The sequence below is a fragment of the Vibrio rotiferianus genome (genome assembly GCF_002214395.1).
GTDB lineage: Bacteria > Pseudomonadota > Gammaproteobacteria > Enterobacterales > Vibrionaceae > Vibrio > Vibrio rotiferianus.
Window position 1 is genome coordinate 84,996 of the sequence record NZ_CP018312.1, and the last position, 15,044, is coordinate 100,039.

12 protein-coding genes are annotated in these 15,044 nt (G+C 46.2%); 10 read left to right on the forward strand and 2 right to left on the reverse strand.

The window, feature by feature from the left end; translation table 11 throughout:
- Position 1 precedes the first annotated feature (1 nt).
- Complete coding sequence (hflC, locus tag BSZ04_RS09415; protein ID WP_071236479.1) at positions 2-982, forward strand: protease modulator HflC; 981 nt, start codon at positions 2-4, stop codon at positions 980-982.
- Between the two features lie 88 nt (positions 983-1,070).
- Here hflC and BSZ04_RS09420 read toward each other — a convergent pair whose 3' ends face one another.
- Positions 1,071-1,256, reverse strand: a complete 186-nt coding sequence (locus BSZ04_RS09420; protein ID WP_010444000.1) for a DUF2065 domain-containing protein — start codon at positions 1,254-1,256, stop codon at positions 1,071-1,073.
- A gap of 173 nt (positions 1,257-1,429) precedes the next feature.
- On the opposite strand from BSZ04_RS09420, the gene BSZ04_RS09425 reads away from it, so the two are divergent.
- Positions 1,430-2,746 (forward strand): adenylosuccinate synthase, encoded by a 1,317-nt coding sequence (locus BSZ04_RS09425; protein ID WP_010443999.1) that lies wholly within the window; start codon positions 1,430-1,432, stop codon positions 2,744-2,746.
- Positions 2,747-2,977: 231 nt separating this feature from the next.
- A complete protein-coding gene (gene motX, locus BSZ04_RS09430) occupies positions 2,978-3,613 on the forward strand; it encodes a flagellar protein MotX (RefSeq protein ID WP_038884079.1) in 636 nt (211 codons plus the stop codon).
- A gap of 105 nt (positions 3,614-3,718) precedes the next feature.
- On the opposite strand, the gene hmpA is transcribed toward motX, so the two are convergent.
- Positions 3,719-4,903 carry an NO-inducible flavohemoprotein gene (gene hmpA, locus BSZ04_RS09435; RefSeq protein WP_038884078.1) on the reverse strand — a complete coding sequence of 395 codons (1,185 nt, stop codon included), beginning with the start codon at positions 4,901-4,903 and terminating at the stop codon, positions 3,719-3,721.
- Positions 4,904-5,014: 111 nt separating this feature from the next.
- Here hmpA and nsrR point away from each other — a divergent pair, with 111 nt between their 5' ends.
- The 7 genes from nsrR (at position 5,015) to BSZ04_RS09470 (ending at position 14,916) form a co-directional block, all read left to right on the forward strand.
- Positions 5,015-5,440, forward strand: a complete 426-nt coding sequence (gene nsrR, locus BSZ04_RS09440; protein ID WP_088880278.1) for a nitric oxide-sensing transcriptional repressor NsrR — start codon at positions 5,015-5,017, stop codon at positions 5,438-5,440.
- A 117-nt stretch (positions 5,441-5,557) separates the two neighbouring features.
- The gene (gene rnr / locus BSZ04_RS09445; RefSeq protein ID WP_088880279.1) at positions 5,558-8,044 is read left to right on the forward strand and encodes a ribonuclease R; all 2,487 of its coding nucleotides are present in this window, start codon (positions 5,558-5,560) and stop codon (positions 8,042-8,044) included.
- Between the two features lie 76 nt (positions 8,045-8,120).
- Positions 8,121-8,864: a 23S rRNA (guanosine(2251)-2'-O)-methyltransferase RlmB gene (gene rlmB, locus BSZ04_RS09450; RefSeq protein ID WP_010443989.1), complete on the forward strand. Its 744-nt coding sequence runs from the start codon at positions 8,121-8,123 to the stop codon at positions 8,862-8,864.
- Positions 8,865-8,989: 125 nt separating this feature from the next.
- The gene (locus tag BSZ04_RS09455) at positions 8,990-9,676 is read left to right on the forward strand and encodes a phosphoglycolate phosphatase (RefSeq protein ID WP_088880280.1); all 687 of its coding nucleotides are present in this window, start codon (positions 8,990-8,992) and stop codon (positions 9,674-9,676) included.
- Between the two features lie 115 nt (positions 9,677-9,791).
- The gene (gene trpS / locus BSZ04_RS09460) at positions 9,792-10,829 is read left to right on the forward strand and encodes a tryptophan--tRNA ligase (RefSeq protein WP_088880281.1); all 1,038 of its coding nucleotides are present in this window, start codon (positions 9,792-9,794) and stop codon (positions 10,827-10,829) included.
- A 373-nt stretch (positions 10,830-11,202) separates the two neighbouring features.
- Positions 11,203-14,148, forward strand: coding sequence for an ExeM/NucH family extracellular endonuclease (locus BSZ04_RS09465; RefSeq protein WP_088880282.1), 2,946 nt, complete (start codon positions 11,203-11,205; stop codon positions 14,146-14,148).
- A 189-nt stretch (positions 14,149-14,337) separates the two neighbouring features.
- Positions 14,338-14,916 carry an aminodeoxychorismate/anthranilate synthase component II gene (locus BSZ04_RS09470; RefSeq protein WP_088880283.1) on the forward strand — a complete coding sequence of 193 codons (579 nt, stop codon included), beginning with the start codon at positions 14,338-14,340 and terminating at the stop codon, positions 14,914-14,916.
- The last annotated feature ends 128 nt before the right edge of the window (positions 14,917-15,044 follow it).

Sequence of the window (15,044 nt, forward strand, 5' to 3'; positions counted from 1 at the left end):
AATGCGTAAGTTAATGATCCCTGTATTGGTAATCGCACTGGCATTAATGCTGATGTCACTGTTTGTGATTCCTGAAGGTGAGCGTGGTATTGTGGTTCGATTCGGTCGTGTCTTGAAAGATAACAACGACATCACTCGTATTTACGAGCCGGGTCTGCATTTCAAAATGCCACTGTTTGATCGAGTTAAGCAGTTAGATGCGCGTATCCAAACAATGGATGGCCGTGCTGACCGTTTCGTAACGTCTGAGAAAAAAGACGTAATCATCGATACCTACGTGAAGTGGCGTATTGAAGATTTCGGTCGTTACTACCTAGCAACTGGCGGTGGTAACACACTGACAGCTGAAGCGCTTCTTGAGCGTAAGGTAACAGACGTGCTACGTGCAGAAATCGGTTCTCGTGAAATCAAGCAAATCGTATCTGGTCCACGCAATAATGACGTACTTCCAGAAGATGCAAACAGTGATGAAGTGAGTACTGAAGCTGCTCGTGAAGCATTGGAAATCGATGGTGAACGTGACCTAATCATGTCTGAAGTGTTGAAAGACACGCGCGATAGTGCAATGAAAGACTTGGGTGTTCGCATCGTTGATTTCCGTATGAAGAAGATCAACCTACCAGATGAGATCAGTGAATCTATCTACCGTCGTATGCGCGCAGAGCGTGAGTCGGTAGCGCGTAAGCACCGTTCTCAAGGTCGTGAAAAAGCAGAAGTAATCCGCGCGCAAGCTGAGCTTGAAGTGGCAACAATTCTTGCAGAAGCAGACAAAACAGCTCGTGTAACACGAGGTGAAGCGGATGCAGAAGCAGCGAAGATCTACGCGAATGCGTACAACAAAGATCCTGAGTTCTTCAGCTTCCTACGTTCTCTAAAAGCTTACGAAAAATCGTTCAGCTCTAAGAGTGACATCCTTGTTCTGGATCCGAAGAGTGAGTTCTTCCAATACATGAACAATGCGAAAGGCGCAGAAGCGAAATAAGCTAAGCGTTACAGCAAATTAAAAAGGCTCCGTGATGGAGCCTTTTTGGTATCTGTTGGATAAATATCGGATAGGCACCGCGAGTATGTTAACTCATCATGATGGCGATTACGGCGCCCGCTACTACTAAACAACCGCCAATGCGACGCAACTGGTTATCCGGTTGCTCACTTAACTGAGCGACCATGTTGCGCCAACCATTTGGGGCGATCAACGGTCCAATACCTTCAACGATCAATACTAGCCCTATCGCTAGCCAAATAGACTCTGACATCATGATCCCTAGTCGAATTCTGAAAAGTAAATATTATCAGTGATGTAGTGATTTCGAAATGAGTAAGATTGGCGAGTTTGCATTCTGGTATCCACTCTGTGAACAAAAAATGACTGCAAGAAGTGTGATTCGGTGCTAGAATCCATTTTTAACTAGCAATCAGACTTGGAAAGATGGGAAATAACGTAGTCGTTCTAGGCACCCAATGGGGTGACGAAGGTAAAGGTAAAATTGTAGACCTTTTAACTGAAGATGCAAAATACGTGGTACGCTACCAAGGCGGTCACAATGCAGGTCACACACTTGTAATTGACGGTGAAAAAACCGTTCTTCACTTAATTCCATCAGGTATCCTTCGCGATAACGTAAAATGCGTTATCGGTAACGGTGTTGTACTATCGCCTGAAGCTCTAATTAAAGAAATGAAACCTCTTGAAGAGCGCGGCATTCCAGTACGCGAACGTCTTTTCATTTCTGAAGCATGTCCTCTAATTCTTCCTTACCACGTTGCAATGGACCAAGCTCGCGAAATCGCTCGCGGTAAAAAAGCTATCGGTACTACTGGTCGTGGTATTGGTCCAGCATACGAAGATAAAGTTGCTCGTCGCGGTCTGCGCGTTGGCGATCTATTCGATATGGAATCTTTCGCTGAGAAACTAAAAGAAGTAATGGAATTCCATAACTTCCAACTAGTTAACTTCTACAAAGCTGAAGCAGTAAGCTACGAAGAAGTACTTGAGCAAGCGAAAGGTTACGCTGAACTACTAACTTCTATGGTTATCGACGTAACTGACGAACTAGACGCAGCACGTAAGCGCGGCGACAAGATCATGTTCGAAGGTGCACAAGGTACGCTACTTGATATCGACCACGGTACTTACCCATACGTAACTTCTTCTAACACAACTGCTGGTGGTGTTGCTGCAGGTTCTGGTTTCGGTCCTCGTCATATCGGTTACATCCTTGGTATCGCGAAAGCTTACTGTACTCGTGTTGGTGCAGGTCCATTCCCGACTGAGCTATACGACGGTCTAGACAAGCAAGATCCAGTAGGTAAACACCTAGGTGAAGTGGGTCACGAGTTCGGTGCGACAACAGGTCGTCTACGCCGTACTGGTTGGTTCGATGCTGTTGCTATGCGTCGTGCAATCCAAATCAACTCTGTATCTGGTTTCTGTCTAACTAAACTAGACGTACTAGATGGTCTAGAAGAGCTAAAAATCTGTACTGGTTACAAGATGGAAGATGGCTCTACGCTAGAAGTTTCTCCGATGGCTGCTGAAGCATTTGAAAAAGCGACGCCTATCTACGAAACAATGCCAGGTTGGTCTGAGAACACATTCGGTGCAAAATCAATCGATGAGCTACCACAAGCTGCTCTAGATTACATCAAGCGTATCGAAGAGCTAACTGGCGTGCCAGTAGACATCATCTCAACTGGTCCTGACCGTAACGAAACCATCATTAAGGTTCACCCATTCGAAGCTTAATCGATACTCGTTAGAGATTTTTAAAAACCGGCTATGATGGCCGGTTTTTTTATATTTGTGAATTAGAACCATTGGTGAAAAATCGTACTCGATATGGCAAGTTGTTGCCGTTAAGATTAGACAGGAGGCAAAATTTGCCTAAAGCTTAACTAACCTTTGCCGATAAGGTAATCAAGCAGAGGAGATCCTTGGCTGATCTTTGGTTTCTTAGATACCTTAAAGAGTACATATATGAAGTTACGAACAGTGGCTGCTTCACTGTTATTGATGCTGAGTGCAACATCGGCTAAGGCAAATGTTGCCGATGTAGGGGCGCCAGTTCCTATCTACACCGAAGCAGAATTGATTAAGCTTATTGAGCAGAATAAGCACCTAGAGCGCGTGCGCGCTGATAACTGCCAGCTAGTGGAAGATATCGTGGCACGTGCGACGCGCATTAACTTGCCGTCTTATGAATTCCTTTATGGCGATATGCTTGCGTGGGGCGTGTGTGTAGAGCAAGACGTAGAGCTTGGGCTTTACTACATGGAAAACGCAGCCCACCAAGGTTTACCTGCTGCGTTAGAGCAACTTGGCCGCTACTACTCTCGTGGAACTTTAGTCCAACAAGATAAAGAACGTGCGATCCCATACCTGCGTGAAGCCGCATCGATGGGCAACTTGAATGCGCGTATTCATCTTGCCGAACTATTACTGCGCGATTACGGTAGCCCGCTCGACTACGAAGATGCCTACCGTTGGTTGTATAACTCGGTGACTGCGGATAAGAGGCAACATAAGCGTATTGCGATGCTGAGAAATGGTCTTGAGCAACGTATGCCGCAAAACATTATTGCGCGAGCCAAGCGCCGCGACACCTTCTGGTAAATGTACTCTTAAAATACCAGTAACTTCATAAAGCTCTGCCAATAGATACAACAAAGCCCACATCATGTGGGCTTTGTTGTTTTTCCCGACGGTAATCGTGAACGATTAAACGACTTTGTGTGGACCGAAGCACTCGTAATGGAACTGCTCTTGCGCTACGCCAAGCTCAAGCAGTTGTTTCGCGACGTGCTGCATAAAGCCAACCGGGCCACAGAAGTAGACTTGTACGTTGTCTTGCTTAAGAGCAGCTTCAATTTCATTTAAGTTGACGAAACCCGTGAATTGGAAGTCTTCACCAATCTTATCTTCTGCTGTTGGTTGGTTGTACCAAACCAACGAGTTCATGTTTTCTTTTGCATTCACGATTTGGTTGACGTGCTGTTTGAATGCGTGCTGTTGGCCGTTTTCTGCTGCGTGAACCCATGTTACTGGCGCTTGGTGCTCAGAAAGGCTCTCAAGCATCGATAGAGTCGGAGTTAGACCAACGCCCGCTGACACCAAAACAACTGGTGTAGCCGCGTCCACATCCATAAAGAAATCACCTGCAGGTGCAGCAAGTTGTACCTTATCGCCGATGTTCAACTCATCGTGAAGGAAGTTCGATACTTTACCGCCTTGTTCGCGTTTTACCGAGATACGGTAAGTGTTCTCTTGAACCGCAGAGGATAGGCTGTATTGGCGAATCTCTTGGTTTTCGAACTTATCGCTGTTGATGTAGATACCTAGGTATTGGCCTGGTTTGTACTCAGAAACCACTTCACCATCGGTTGGTTTGAAAACAAAGCTACAGATGTTTTCACTTTCAAGCTGCTTGCCCACCAACTCAAATTCACGCAGCCCACGCCAACCACCTTGAAGTGCAGCATTCTCTTGGTAGATTTGCTCTTCACGTTGAATGAACACGTTCGCAAGTACGCCGTAAGCTTCTGCCCATGCATCAATCACTTCTTGGCCTGGTGAGAACAGCTCATCGATAGTCGCCAGTAGGTGTGTACCAACGATTTGGTACTGATCTTTAGTGATCATAAAGCTGGTGTGCTTGTGGGCGATCTTCTCTACTGCACCAAGCAGGGCTGGTAGGTTATCGATGTTGGCTGCGTAAGCACAGATTGCATTAAATAGAGCTTCACGTTGGTCACCGTTACGCTGATTGCTCATGTTGAAAATGTCTTTCAACTCAGGGTTATGGGTGAACATACGATCATAAAAGTGTGCGGTTAACTTTGGACCAGTTTCTGCAAGCAGTGGTGCGGTTGCTTTTACGATATCAATGGTTTGATTGCTGAGCATAATGACTTCCTATTTAAAGTTGTATTTATAATGCATGTTTAAAGTTGTATCTCAAATGTATCTTTCGATCAAGAAAAGATTTACACTTTTGCTACTAGAGAGGATAGCAATATGCAGTTAACCAGCTTTACCGATTACGCGCTAAGAACCCTGATTTACTTGGCTTCACTGCCTAAAGATGAGCTGACAAACATTACTGAAGTGACTGATTTATTTGGTGTATCACGGAACCATATGGTGAAGGTGATCAATCGCCTTGGGCAGCTTGGTTATGTGCACACCGTTCGCGGGAAAAATGGCGGTATTCGTTTATTGAAGGCTCCAGAAGATATTACTGTGGGGGGAGTAGTGCGCGATTTAGAGCCGTTAGACTTGGTGAATTGTTCCGTGGAATTTTGTCACATCACGCCAGCATGCCGCCTAAAAGAAAAGCTCGCCAAAGCGAAAATGGCTTTTCTTGCGGAATTGGATGACTGCACGATTGAAGAACTATTGAGTGATAATTCGGAACTGCTAATCTTACTCGCTCGTCCATAGTGTTGTTTACGCCTTTAAAATCCTCTTACTAAGACTCTTTTTTAAAGCAATTTCTGTAGCTTATCGAGAGACTCGGATATACTAGCTCTATACCTTCCTTGCTAGATAGGCGTGCCTATGTCAGACAACATTCCAAACGATCCTTTCGCAGATCGTGAATCCAAAAATTACGAAAATCCAATCCCAAGCCGAGAGTTCATTCTTGAGTTTCTAGAAGAAGCGGGCGTGCCGATGAATCGCAATGATTTGTTCGAAGCGCTGCAACTTGAAGGTGAAGAGCAGTACGAAGGTTTGCGCCGTCGATTGCGTGCAATGGAGCGTGATGGTCAGCTCGTGTTTACGCGCCGTCAGTGCTACGCGTTGCCAGAAAAGCTAGAGATGGTGAAAGGTTACGTAATTGGCCACAAAGATGGTCATGGTTGGGTTCGTCCAGAAGGCAGTGTTGGCAAGGATAATGACATTGTGCTGCCACATCACCAGATGAAACACATCATCCATGGTGACTACGTATTGGTGCAACCAACCGACAACAGTAAACGTGGTCGTCGTGAAGGGCGTCTTGTGCGCGTTTTAGAAGAGCGCAACACGCAGATCGTGGGTCGTTTCTTCCTTGAATACGGTTACTCATACGTTGTCCCTGATGACTCGCGCATCAGCCAAGACATCCTAATCCCAAATGAGCACAAAGCGGGTGCCCGTATGGGTAATGTGGTTGTGATTGAGATCACCGACCGTGGCTCTCGCTCACGTGGCATGATGGGTAAAGTGGTTGAAGTGCTTGGCGAAAACATGGCGCCAGGTATGGAAACGCAAATTGCAATCCGCACCCACCAGATTCCACACGACTGGCCAGAAGCGGTGGATAAGCAAATCGAAAATCTGGGCGAAGAAGTTCCAGAAGAAGCGAAAGTGGGTCGGGTCGACCTGCGTGACTTACCGTTGGTGACCATCGATGGTGAAGACGCTCGTGACTTTGATGACGCCGTTTACTGTGAGAAGAAAAAGAGCGGCGGTTGGCGCTTATGGGTCGCGATTGCTGACGTAAGTTACTATGTACGTACAGACACTGCGCTGGATAAAGAAGCCATCAACCGTGGTAACTCGGTGTACTTCCCATCGCAAGTTGTGCCAATGCTACCTGAAGTGCTATCAAATGGTTTGTGTTCACTTAACCCGCAAGTTGATCGCTTGTGTATGGTATGTGAGATGACCATCTCTGACACCGGTAAGCTATCTGGTTACAAGCACTACGAAGCCGTGATGAACTCGCACGCTCGTCTGACTTACAACAAAGTGGGCGCGATTCTAGAAGGGGATGAAGAACTACGCATGCGTTATCACGCTGTCGTTCCTCACCTTGAAGAGCTGCACGCGATGTACAAAGTACTTAAAGAAGCGCGTGATAACCGTGGTGCGATAGAATTTGAAACCGTTGAAGCTAAGTTCATCTTCAACGCAGATCGTAAGATTGAAAGCATCGAGCCGGTGGTTCGTAACGACGCACACAAGATCATCGAAGAATGTATGATCTTAGCGAACATCGCTTCAGCGTCTTACGTTGAGAAAGCGAAAGAGCCAGCGTTGTACCGTGTTCACGAATCTCCGGGTGAACTGCGCCTGCAAGGTTTCCGTGATTTCCTCGGTGAGCTAGGTCTGGATCTGAAAGGTGGTCTAGAGCCATCACCAACCGACTATGCAGACTTAGTAAAACAAATCGCAGAGCGTCAGGACAAAGAACTGATTCAAACCATGCTGCTGCGCTCAATGAAGCAAGCGGTATACAACGCAGACAATGCCGGTCACTTTGGTCTAGCTCTGAAACGTTACGCGCACTTCACGTCGCCAATTCGCCGCTACCCTGACTTGCTGCTTCACCGCGCAATCAAATATCTGATTGCTAAAGAAGAAGGTCGTAACCAAGATCGTTGGACGCCAACTGGTGGCTACCACTACTCGTTTGACGACATGGACTTCTACGGTGAGCAGTGTTCGATGACAGAGCGCCGTGCAGACGACGCAACTCGTGAAGTGGCTGATTGGTTGAAGTGTGAATACATGCAAGACCACGTTGGCGACGAGCTGGATGGTGTTATTGCCAACGTGACCAGTTTTGGTTTCTTTGTTCGTCTGACTGAGCTACATATTGATGGTTTGGTGCACATTTCAACGCTCGCGAACGACTACTACCAATTTGATCCGATTGGTCAAAGACTTATCGGTGAAAGCTTCGGTAACATCTATCGCCTAGGCGATGCGGTGAAAGTGAAAGTGCTTGCGGTTAACTTAAATGACAAGCAAATTGACTTTGAATTAATCGAAACAAGCCGTAAGCTACGTGGCAAAGGTAAGACTGCGAAGAAACGCGCAGCGGATGCCAAACGCAAAGCGAAAGAGAAAAAACGTGCAGCAACGAAAGGCGGCACGCGTGCGATACCTGCGATTGAGCCCACTAAGCGACCAGAGCCTGCAGAAGCAGATAAGCCTCGTAAAGGTGGAGCGAAACGAGGCGACACTGAAGGCGTGAAAAAGCCAAAGAAAGCACGTAAGAAAAAGCCACACAGTAAGTCGAAGAAGAGCAAGCGTACCAACAGCGACGCTCAGTAGGCTGAATCGCCAATCTATTCTGGATACAGAGAGGTAGGTTGGCGTAGGCAATACGACCAGAACAACAGGTTAAATAATGAGTAACGAATTTATCTACGGCATTCACGCAGTGAAAGCGGTATTGGAACGTGAACCAGAACGTTTTATCGAAGCATACGTCCTAAAAGGCCGTCAAGACGATCGCCTAATGCCAATCTTGAATGATCTTCAGGTCTGTGGTGTTTCGATTCAACAAATGACACGTAAAACTTTAGATGACAAAGCGCATGGTGCTAACCACCAAGGCATCATTGCTCGTGTTAAAGCTGCGAAACAGCTTAATGAAAATGACATTGATGGCATCCTAGCGCAGCACGAATCACCGCTACTATTGGTGTTGGATGGCGTGACGGATCCGCATAACCTAGGTGCTTGTCTACGTAATGCCGACGCAGCTGGCGCAGCGGCGATCATCGTACCGAAAGATCGTTCTGCACCGATGAACGCAACCGTAAGCAAAGTGGCTTGTGGCGCAGCGGAAGTCGTGCCATTGATCCGAGTGACCAACTTGGCTCGTACTATGCGTACACTGCAAGAGCAAGGCATCTGGTTTGTTGGTACGGCGGGCGAAGCAACACACGACATCTACCAAGCAAAACTAACGGGTCCTCTTGCTATCGTAATGGGTGCAGAAGGTGACGGTATGCGTCGTCTGACTCGCGAAACCTGTGATGATTTGATTAAGATCCCAATGGCAGGTAGCGTTTCAAGCTTGAACGTATCTGTGGCATCTGGCATCTGTTTGTTTGAAGCGGTTCGTCAGCGTATTGCTGCAAAGTAATTGCTAGACAAATTTCTAATAAACAAATAGTTACTGCAAAGTCAGACATAATGATAAAAACAAAGGATGGGGTGCCATCCTTTGTCGTTTTCACCGATTTATAAATAAAAATCTTCAGGGAAGTTATGACTCAACAAGACATTAAATTCATCGCCTTCGATCTTGATGGTACGTTGCTTGATAGCGTGCCGGATTTAGCGGTTGCGGCAGACCAAGCCGTTCAAGCGCTGGGCTTTCCGTCTGTTTCAGAAGAGCAGGTTCGTGACTACGTCGGTAACGGTGCAGACGTGTTGATCGGTCGTTCATTAAGCCAAAGTTTAACCATCAATCCAGAGCTGAGCGAAGAGCTTCGTGCTAAAGCGCGTGTACTGTTTGATGATTACTATGAGCAAAGCGGTCATAAACTAAGCCACCTTTACCCAACGGTAAAAGAGACACTAGCAGAACTACATAAAGCGGGCTTTGTTATGGCGTTGGTGACTAACAAACCTTCAAAGTTTGTGCCTGACGTTTTGGAAAAGCACGACATCGCAAAATACTTTGTTGATGTTCTTGGCGGTGATGCATTCCCAGAGAAAAAGCCAAACCCAGTCGCACTGAACTGGTTGATGGAAAAACACCAAGTTCAGCCAAGTGAAATGCTGATGGTTGGTGACTCGAAGAACGATATCTTGGCGGCGAAGAATGCAGGTTGTGCCTCATTTGGCTTAACTTACGGTTATAACCACGGCGAGCCAATTTCGTCGTCAAACCCAGATTTCGTCGCTGACAGTTTGGCAGAATTATTGGATGTCGTAGCGGTTTCTGCATAACGGCTGCAAAAGAGCTTCCAAAATACTCGTTAATGAGTACACTGAGTAAGCCGTGCGCCTATCGCTGCACGGTTTTTTCATTTAATTAGATTAAGAAGTCAAAGGAATCATTCTAATGAGCAAACCCATTGTATTGAGTGGTGTTCAACCTTCAGGTGAACTAAGTATCGGTAACTACTTGGGTGCTCTACGTCAATGGCAGCAGATGCAAGACGATTATGATTGCCAATACTGTGTGGTAGACCTTCACGCGATTACGGTTCGTCAAGATCCTAAAGCTTTGCATGAAGCGACTCTAGACGCACTGGCGATCTGTCTGGCAGTTGGTGTTGACCCGAAGAAGAGCACGCTATTTGTTCAGTCACACGTACCAGAGCATGCTCAACTTGGTTGGCTTCTTAACTGTTACACCCAAATGGGTGAACTGGGTCGTATGACTCAGTTTAAAGACAAATCTGCACGTTACTCAAACGACAGCTCAAGCCAGTTTGGTGATGTAAATGTTGGTCTGTTTGACTACCCAGTACTGATGGCGGCAGACATCCTTCTGTATGGCGCACACCAAGTGCCAGTAGGTAGCGACCAGAAGCAACACCTCGAGTTAGCGCGTGATATTGCTAACCGCTTTAACAACATCTACTCACCAGAGCAGCCAATCTTCCAAGTACCAGAGCCTTACATTCCAACGGTAAACGCGCGTGTAATGAGCCTTCAAGACGCTACCAAGAAGATGTCTAAGTCAGATGACAACCGTAAGAACGTTATCACGCTGCTGGAAGAGCCTAAGTCGATCATTAAGAAGATCAACAAAGCGCAAACAGACACAGAAACGCCACCGCGTATCGCTCACGATTGGGACAACAAGGCAGGTATCTCTAACCTAATGGGTCTGTACTCTGCGGCAACAGGCATGAGCTTTGAAGAGATTGAAGCGAAATACCAAGGCGTTGAAATGTACGGTCCATTCAAGAAAGACGTTGGTGAAGCCTTGGTTGCTATGCTTGAGCCAATTCAGGCTGAATACCACCGCATCCGCGCTGACCGTACTTACATGAACGAAGTGATGAAGCAAGGCGCTGAAAAAGCGTCAGCTCGCGCGGCTGAAACGTTGAAGAAAGCGTACGAAGCAGTAGGTTTTGTCGCTCGCCCATAGGCAAAACTCGAATACAAAAAAGCTCCACCATTGGTGGAGCTTTTTTTATGTCTGTTTACTAATGAGCAGAAATAAACCTGTCTTTAGTTTTAAAGTAATGAGCTTTTTATCTTAATTATCCATATAACATGCGAGAGAAACTAAAACTGAGCAACAACTCTAACTTTAACTTCTAACATCTTTAGTTATTGTATTTGTTACAGAAACTGTTTAAAGGATCTGCCCTGGCATAATTTCGACTATCCGCTTGTGACATATTTCACGGCTTTTGCTGGTATTTCTTATTTATTTCATAAATAAACCTGATAGTAGGCACAAATGGTGGGCTCTGCTCAGGGCTTAGTTTGCATTTAAATAAATATCAGGTACGACAATGGATACGTTAATCAAACCCTCTTTACTTGCACTGACGATTGCCAGCGCACTTAGTGCCAACGCTAATGCTGAAATTATTCTTTCCCAGTATGTTGAAGGCGGTTCATACAATAAAGCCGTTGAAATCGCGAACACGGGCGATGCGGCGGTAACGCTAACAGGCTATGAACTGGCAAAATCATCAAACGGTGGCGGTACTTGGGACAGCACAGTCGACTTAAGCCAAGTGACGCTACAAGCTAACCAAGTGTATGTACTGGCTCATGGTGACGCGAGCGATGCGATTAAAGCGGTAGCGGATCATACTGATAAAAGCGTAGCGAACTTTAATGGCGATGACCCGATCGCGTTGCTTAAAAATGGTGAAGTGCACGACATCATCGGTGTGATGGGTGACGTAGATTTTGGTAAAGACACCACATTGATTCGTAACAGTGATGCGTTAAACCCTTCTGCTACTTATGATGCATCACAATGGACGGCGTTCGAAAAAGACAATATTGATGGTCTTGGTGAGCTAAACGCGACTGAGCCACCGGCACCATTCGCTTGTGAAGTAGACGGTCAACAACCGAGCTTTACTACTATTCAAGATATTCAAGGTGAAGGTTCGACGTCTCCATTTATTGATGGCTACCCGTACATCACAGAAGAAGACCACTTTGTTACTGGTGTCGTCACGGCAGTAACAACAGGCTTGACCAAAGGCTTCTACCTACAAGCGCTAGAGAACGACAACAACGATAAGACCTCGGAAGGCTTATTTATCCATACTGATGCTGCTGATACCAACCTAAAAGCAGGCGATGTTGTTTGTGTGAAGGGTAAGGTTCAAGAGTACTACAGCAATACTCAGCTTGCTTCTGATGCCAATAGCTATGTGAAGACGGGTACTTCGGATATCGATCTTGTTACCGATCTCATCATCAAAGAAGGCGAGACTCTACGTGACGCGCTAGAGCGTCATGAAGGCATGCAAGTTGAGTTGAAATCAGCGAGCGACTTGTTCGTGACTCGTAACTTCTCTTACGACTATGATTCACGTCGTAACAACATGATGCTTTCGCATGAAGCGCCTCTATTTAAACCGACTCAACTGCATGCTGCAGAAAGTGATGCAGCGGTTGAACTTGCAAAAGACAATGCTGCAAACCGCGTATACCTAGAATCTGATGGTAAAGCGCCAAGCGGTCAAATCCCTTACTACCCAGATTTTGCTAAAGATGCAGACCAAGATGGCTCTTCTGAGCAGCATATTCGCCTTGGTTCGAGAGTAGAAGGTCTACAGGGCGTGGTAGCTTATAGCTACAATGAATACCGCCTGATTGCGACTAATGAAGTCGATAACACCAACTTCGTCACTTCAGGTGAAGGTTTCGATGTGGCTCGTAAAGATGCCCCTGCGATTGCGGATTCAGACTTGCGTATTGCAAGCTTCAACGTACTGAACTACTTCACGTCGGTAGCTGATAGTGGTCATGAAAACCCAACTGGACAAAACCGTGGTGCGACTAACCTAGACGAGTTCCTGATCCAACAAGCGAAAATCGTTGCGGCGATGAACAAGATGGACGCTGACATCATTGGTTTGATGGAAGTCGAGAACAACGGCTTTGGTGATAGCAGTGCTGTGAAGAACTTGGTGGATGCATTGAATGCTGAAATCGAAGATACAGAAGATCATTACACTTACGTTGAAATCGCGGATCAAGATAAATACCAAGACGAGTACTTTGGTAGTGATGCGATCATGGTGGCGATCCTATACCGTGCTAACGCGGTGACGCCAAAAGAAGCGGCGAAAGTGATTGTGACGCCAGAGCAACACATCGAAGAAAACACTATTACGCGTAATGACGGTGCAGAAGGTAACCCAGCTTACGACAAGTACCAGCGTCATAGCTTGCTACAAACCTTCACGGTGAAAGAGACAGGTAAAGATCTATCTGTTGTTGTTAACCACTTCAAATCGAAAGGTTCTGAATGTATTGAAGAGTGGATCGCAGGCGTAGAAGACTCTGAGCCAGCGGATCTGCAAGGTAACTGTAACAACTTCCGTGTTTCTGCTGCTAACGTTGTGGGTGACGCTCTGAAAGGCATTGAAGGTGACGTGCTAGTGATGGGTGACCTGAACGCGTACGGCATGGAAGATCCTCTGCTTACACTGACTGATTACTCGAAAGAGAAATACGGCCGTGATATCTACACTGCAGCTTACACAACCATTGGTGGTGGTGAACTTCAAGTAGAGAAGACCAAAATTGAAAAAGGCTACGGTTACCACAACCTGAATACCGTGCTGCATGGTGCTGATACTTTCTCATACACTTACTCTGGTGAGCTAGGTAACCTAGACCACGCATTAGCAAGCAACAGCTTGGCGCAAAAAGTGGTGGCGATTGAAGACTGGCACATCAACTCACTAGAAAGTAACTTGTTTGAATACAGCAGCAAGTACACAGGTGATATGCCGAAGTACAAAGATGCATTCTCAGCGTCTGACCATGATCCAGTGATCATCGCGATTGATTTCCCAGATACGGACATCACACTACCAAGTTCAGGTGACAACCTGGCTGTAGAAGTACGTCTGCCGCCAAACGCAGTGGTAGGTGATATCGTGACGGTAAGTCTAACGAAAGCAGCTCAAGCAGCATCATCAACGTCAGATGAAGGTGGCTACACAGCAAGTGCAACGTTGACACAAACAGACATTGATGCTCGCAGTGCAAATGTGGAATTCGATCAAGCACCAGCAGAAGGTCAGTACGTTCTAGAAGAGAAAGTGACAGACTCTACGGGTAACACGGTCAAGTTCAGCGATTCTCGCGATGTTACGCTAGAGCCATCGAGCACTAACCCATCAGACGATGATGATGGCGGTTCATTTGGCTTCGGTGCGCTACTTGCGCTGCTAGGTCTAGGTTTATTCCGTCGTCGCTAAGCGGATTTATTTCCTGACAAACGGTTCCTAAATAGCTGTAAAGACCAAAGGCCAGCCTATGCTGGCCTTTTTATTCAGCAAAAACTTGCCTTTCTTGCTTGGTATAGCAAAATACCGCCCTTGATTGTCACTAACGTGGCGATTCACTACGTAAGCATTGCCAAAACGGATTGGAGCAACCGACCTTTTATGTTGTTGATCATCGATAACTACGACTCTTTTACCTACAACCTTTACCAATACTTCTGCGAACTTGGTGCAGACGTAAAGGTGGTGCGTAACGATGAAATCGACATCCAAGGCATTGAAGCACTCAACCCAACCCATTTGGTGATCTCTCCAGGGCCATGTACCCCCAACGAAGCGGGTATCTCTCTACAAGCCATTGAACACTTTGCTGGTAAGTTGCCTATTTTAGGTGTTTGTCTTGGCCATCAGGCGATTGCTCAGGTGTTTGGTGGGGAAGTGGTACGTGCTCGACAAGTGATGCACGGCAAGACATCACCGATTCGTCACAATGGTCGTAGTGTGTTTAAAAACCTCAACAATCCATTGACGGTAACCCGCTACCACTCTCTTGTGGTGAAAAATGGCACTTTGCCAGATGTGTTTGAATTGACCGCGTGGACTGAACTACCTGATGGAGCCATGGATGAAATCATGGGTTATCAGCATAAAACGCTGCCAATTGATGCGGTACAGTTTCACCCTGAGTCGATTAAGACAGAACAAGGTCATGAGCTACTTGAGAACTTTCTAGCGCGCTAAATGATCTGATCGCGATCACTTTTCTTAACAAATTCTTCATATTTTTCGCCTTGGAATGGGAATGCAAAACTATGCGTTCTGCTAATTAGGCGAGTCCTATTCATTTTTCTCATTTCTTTCTGAACCTT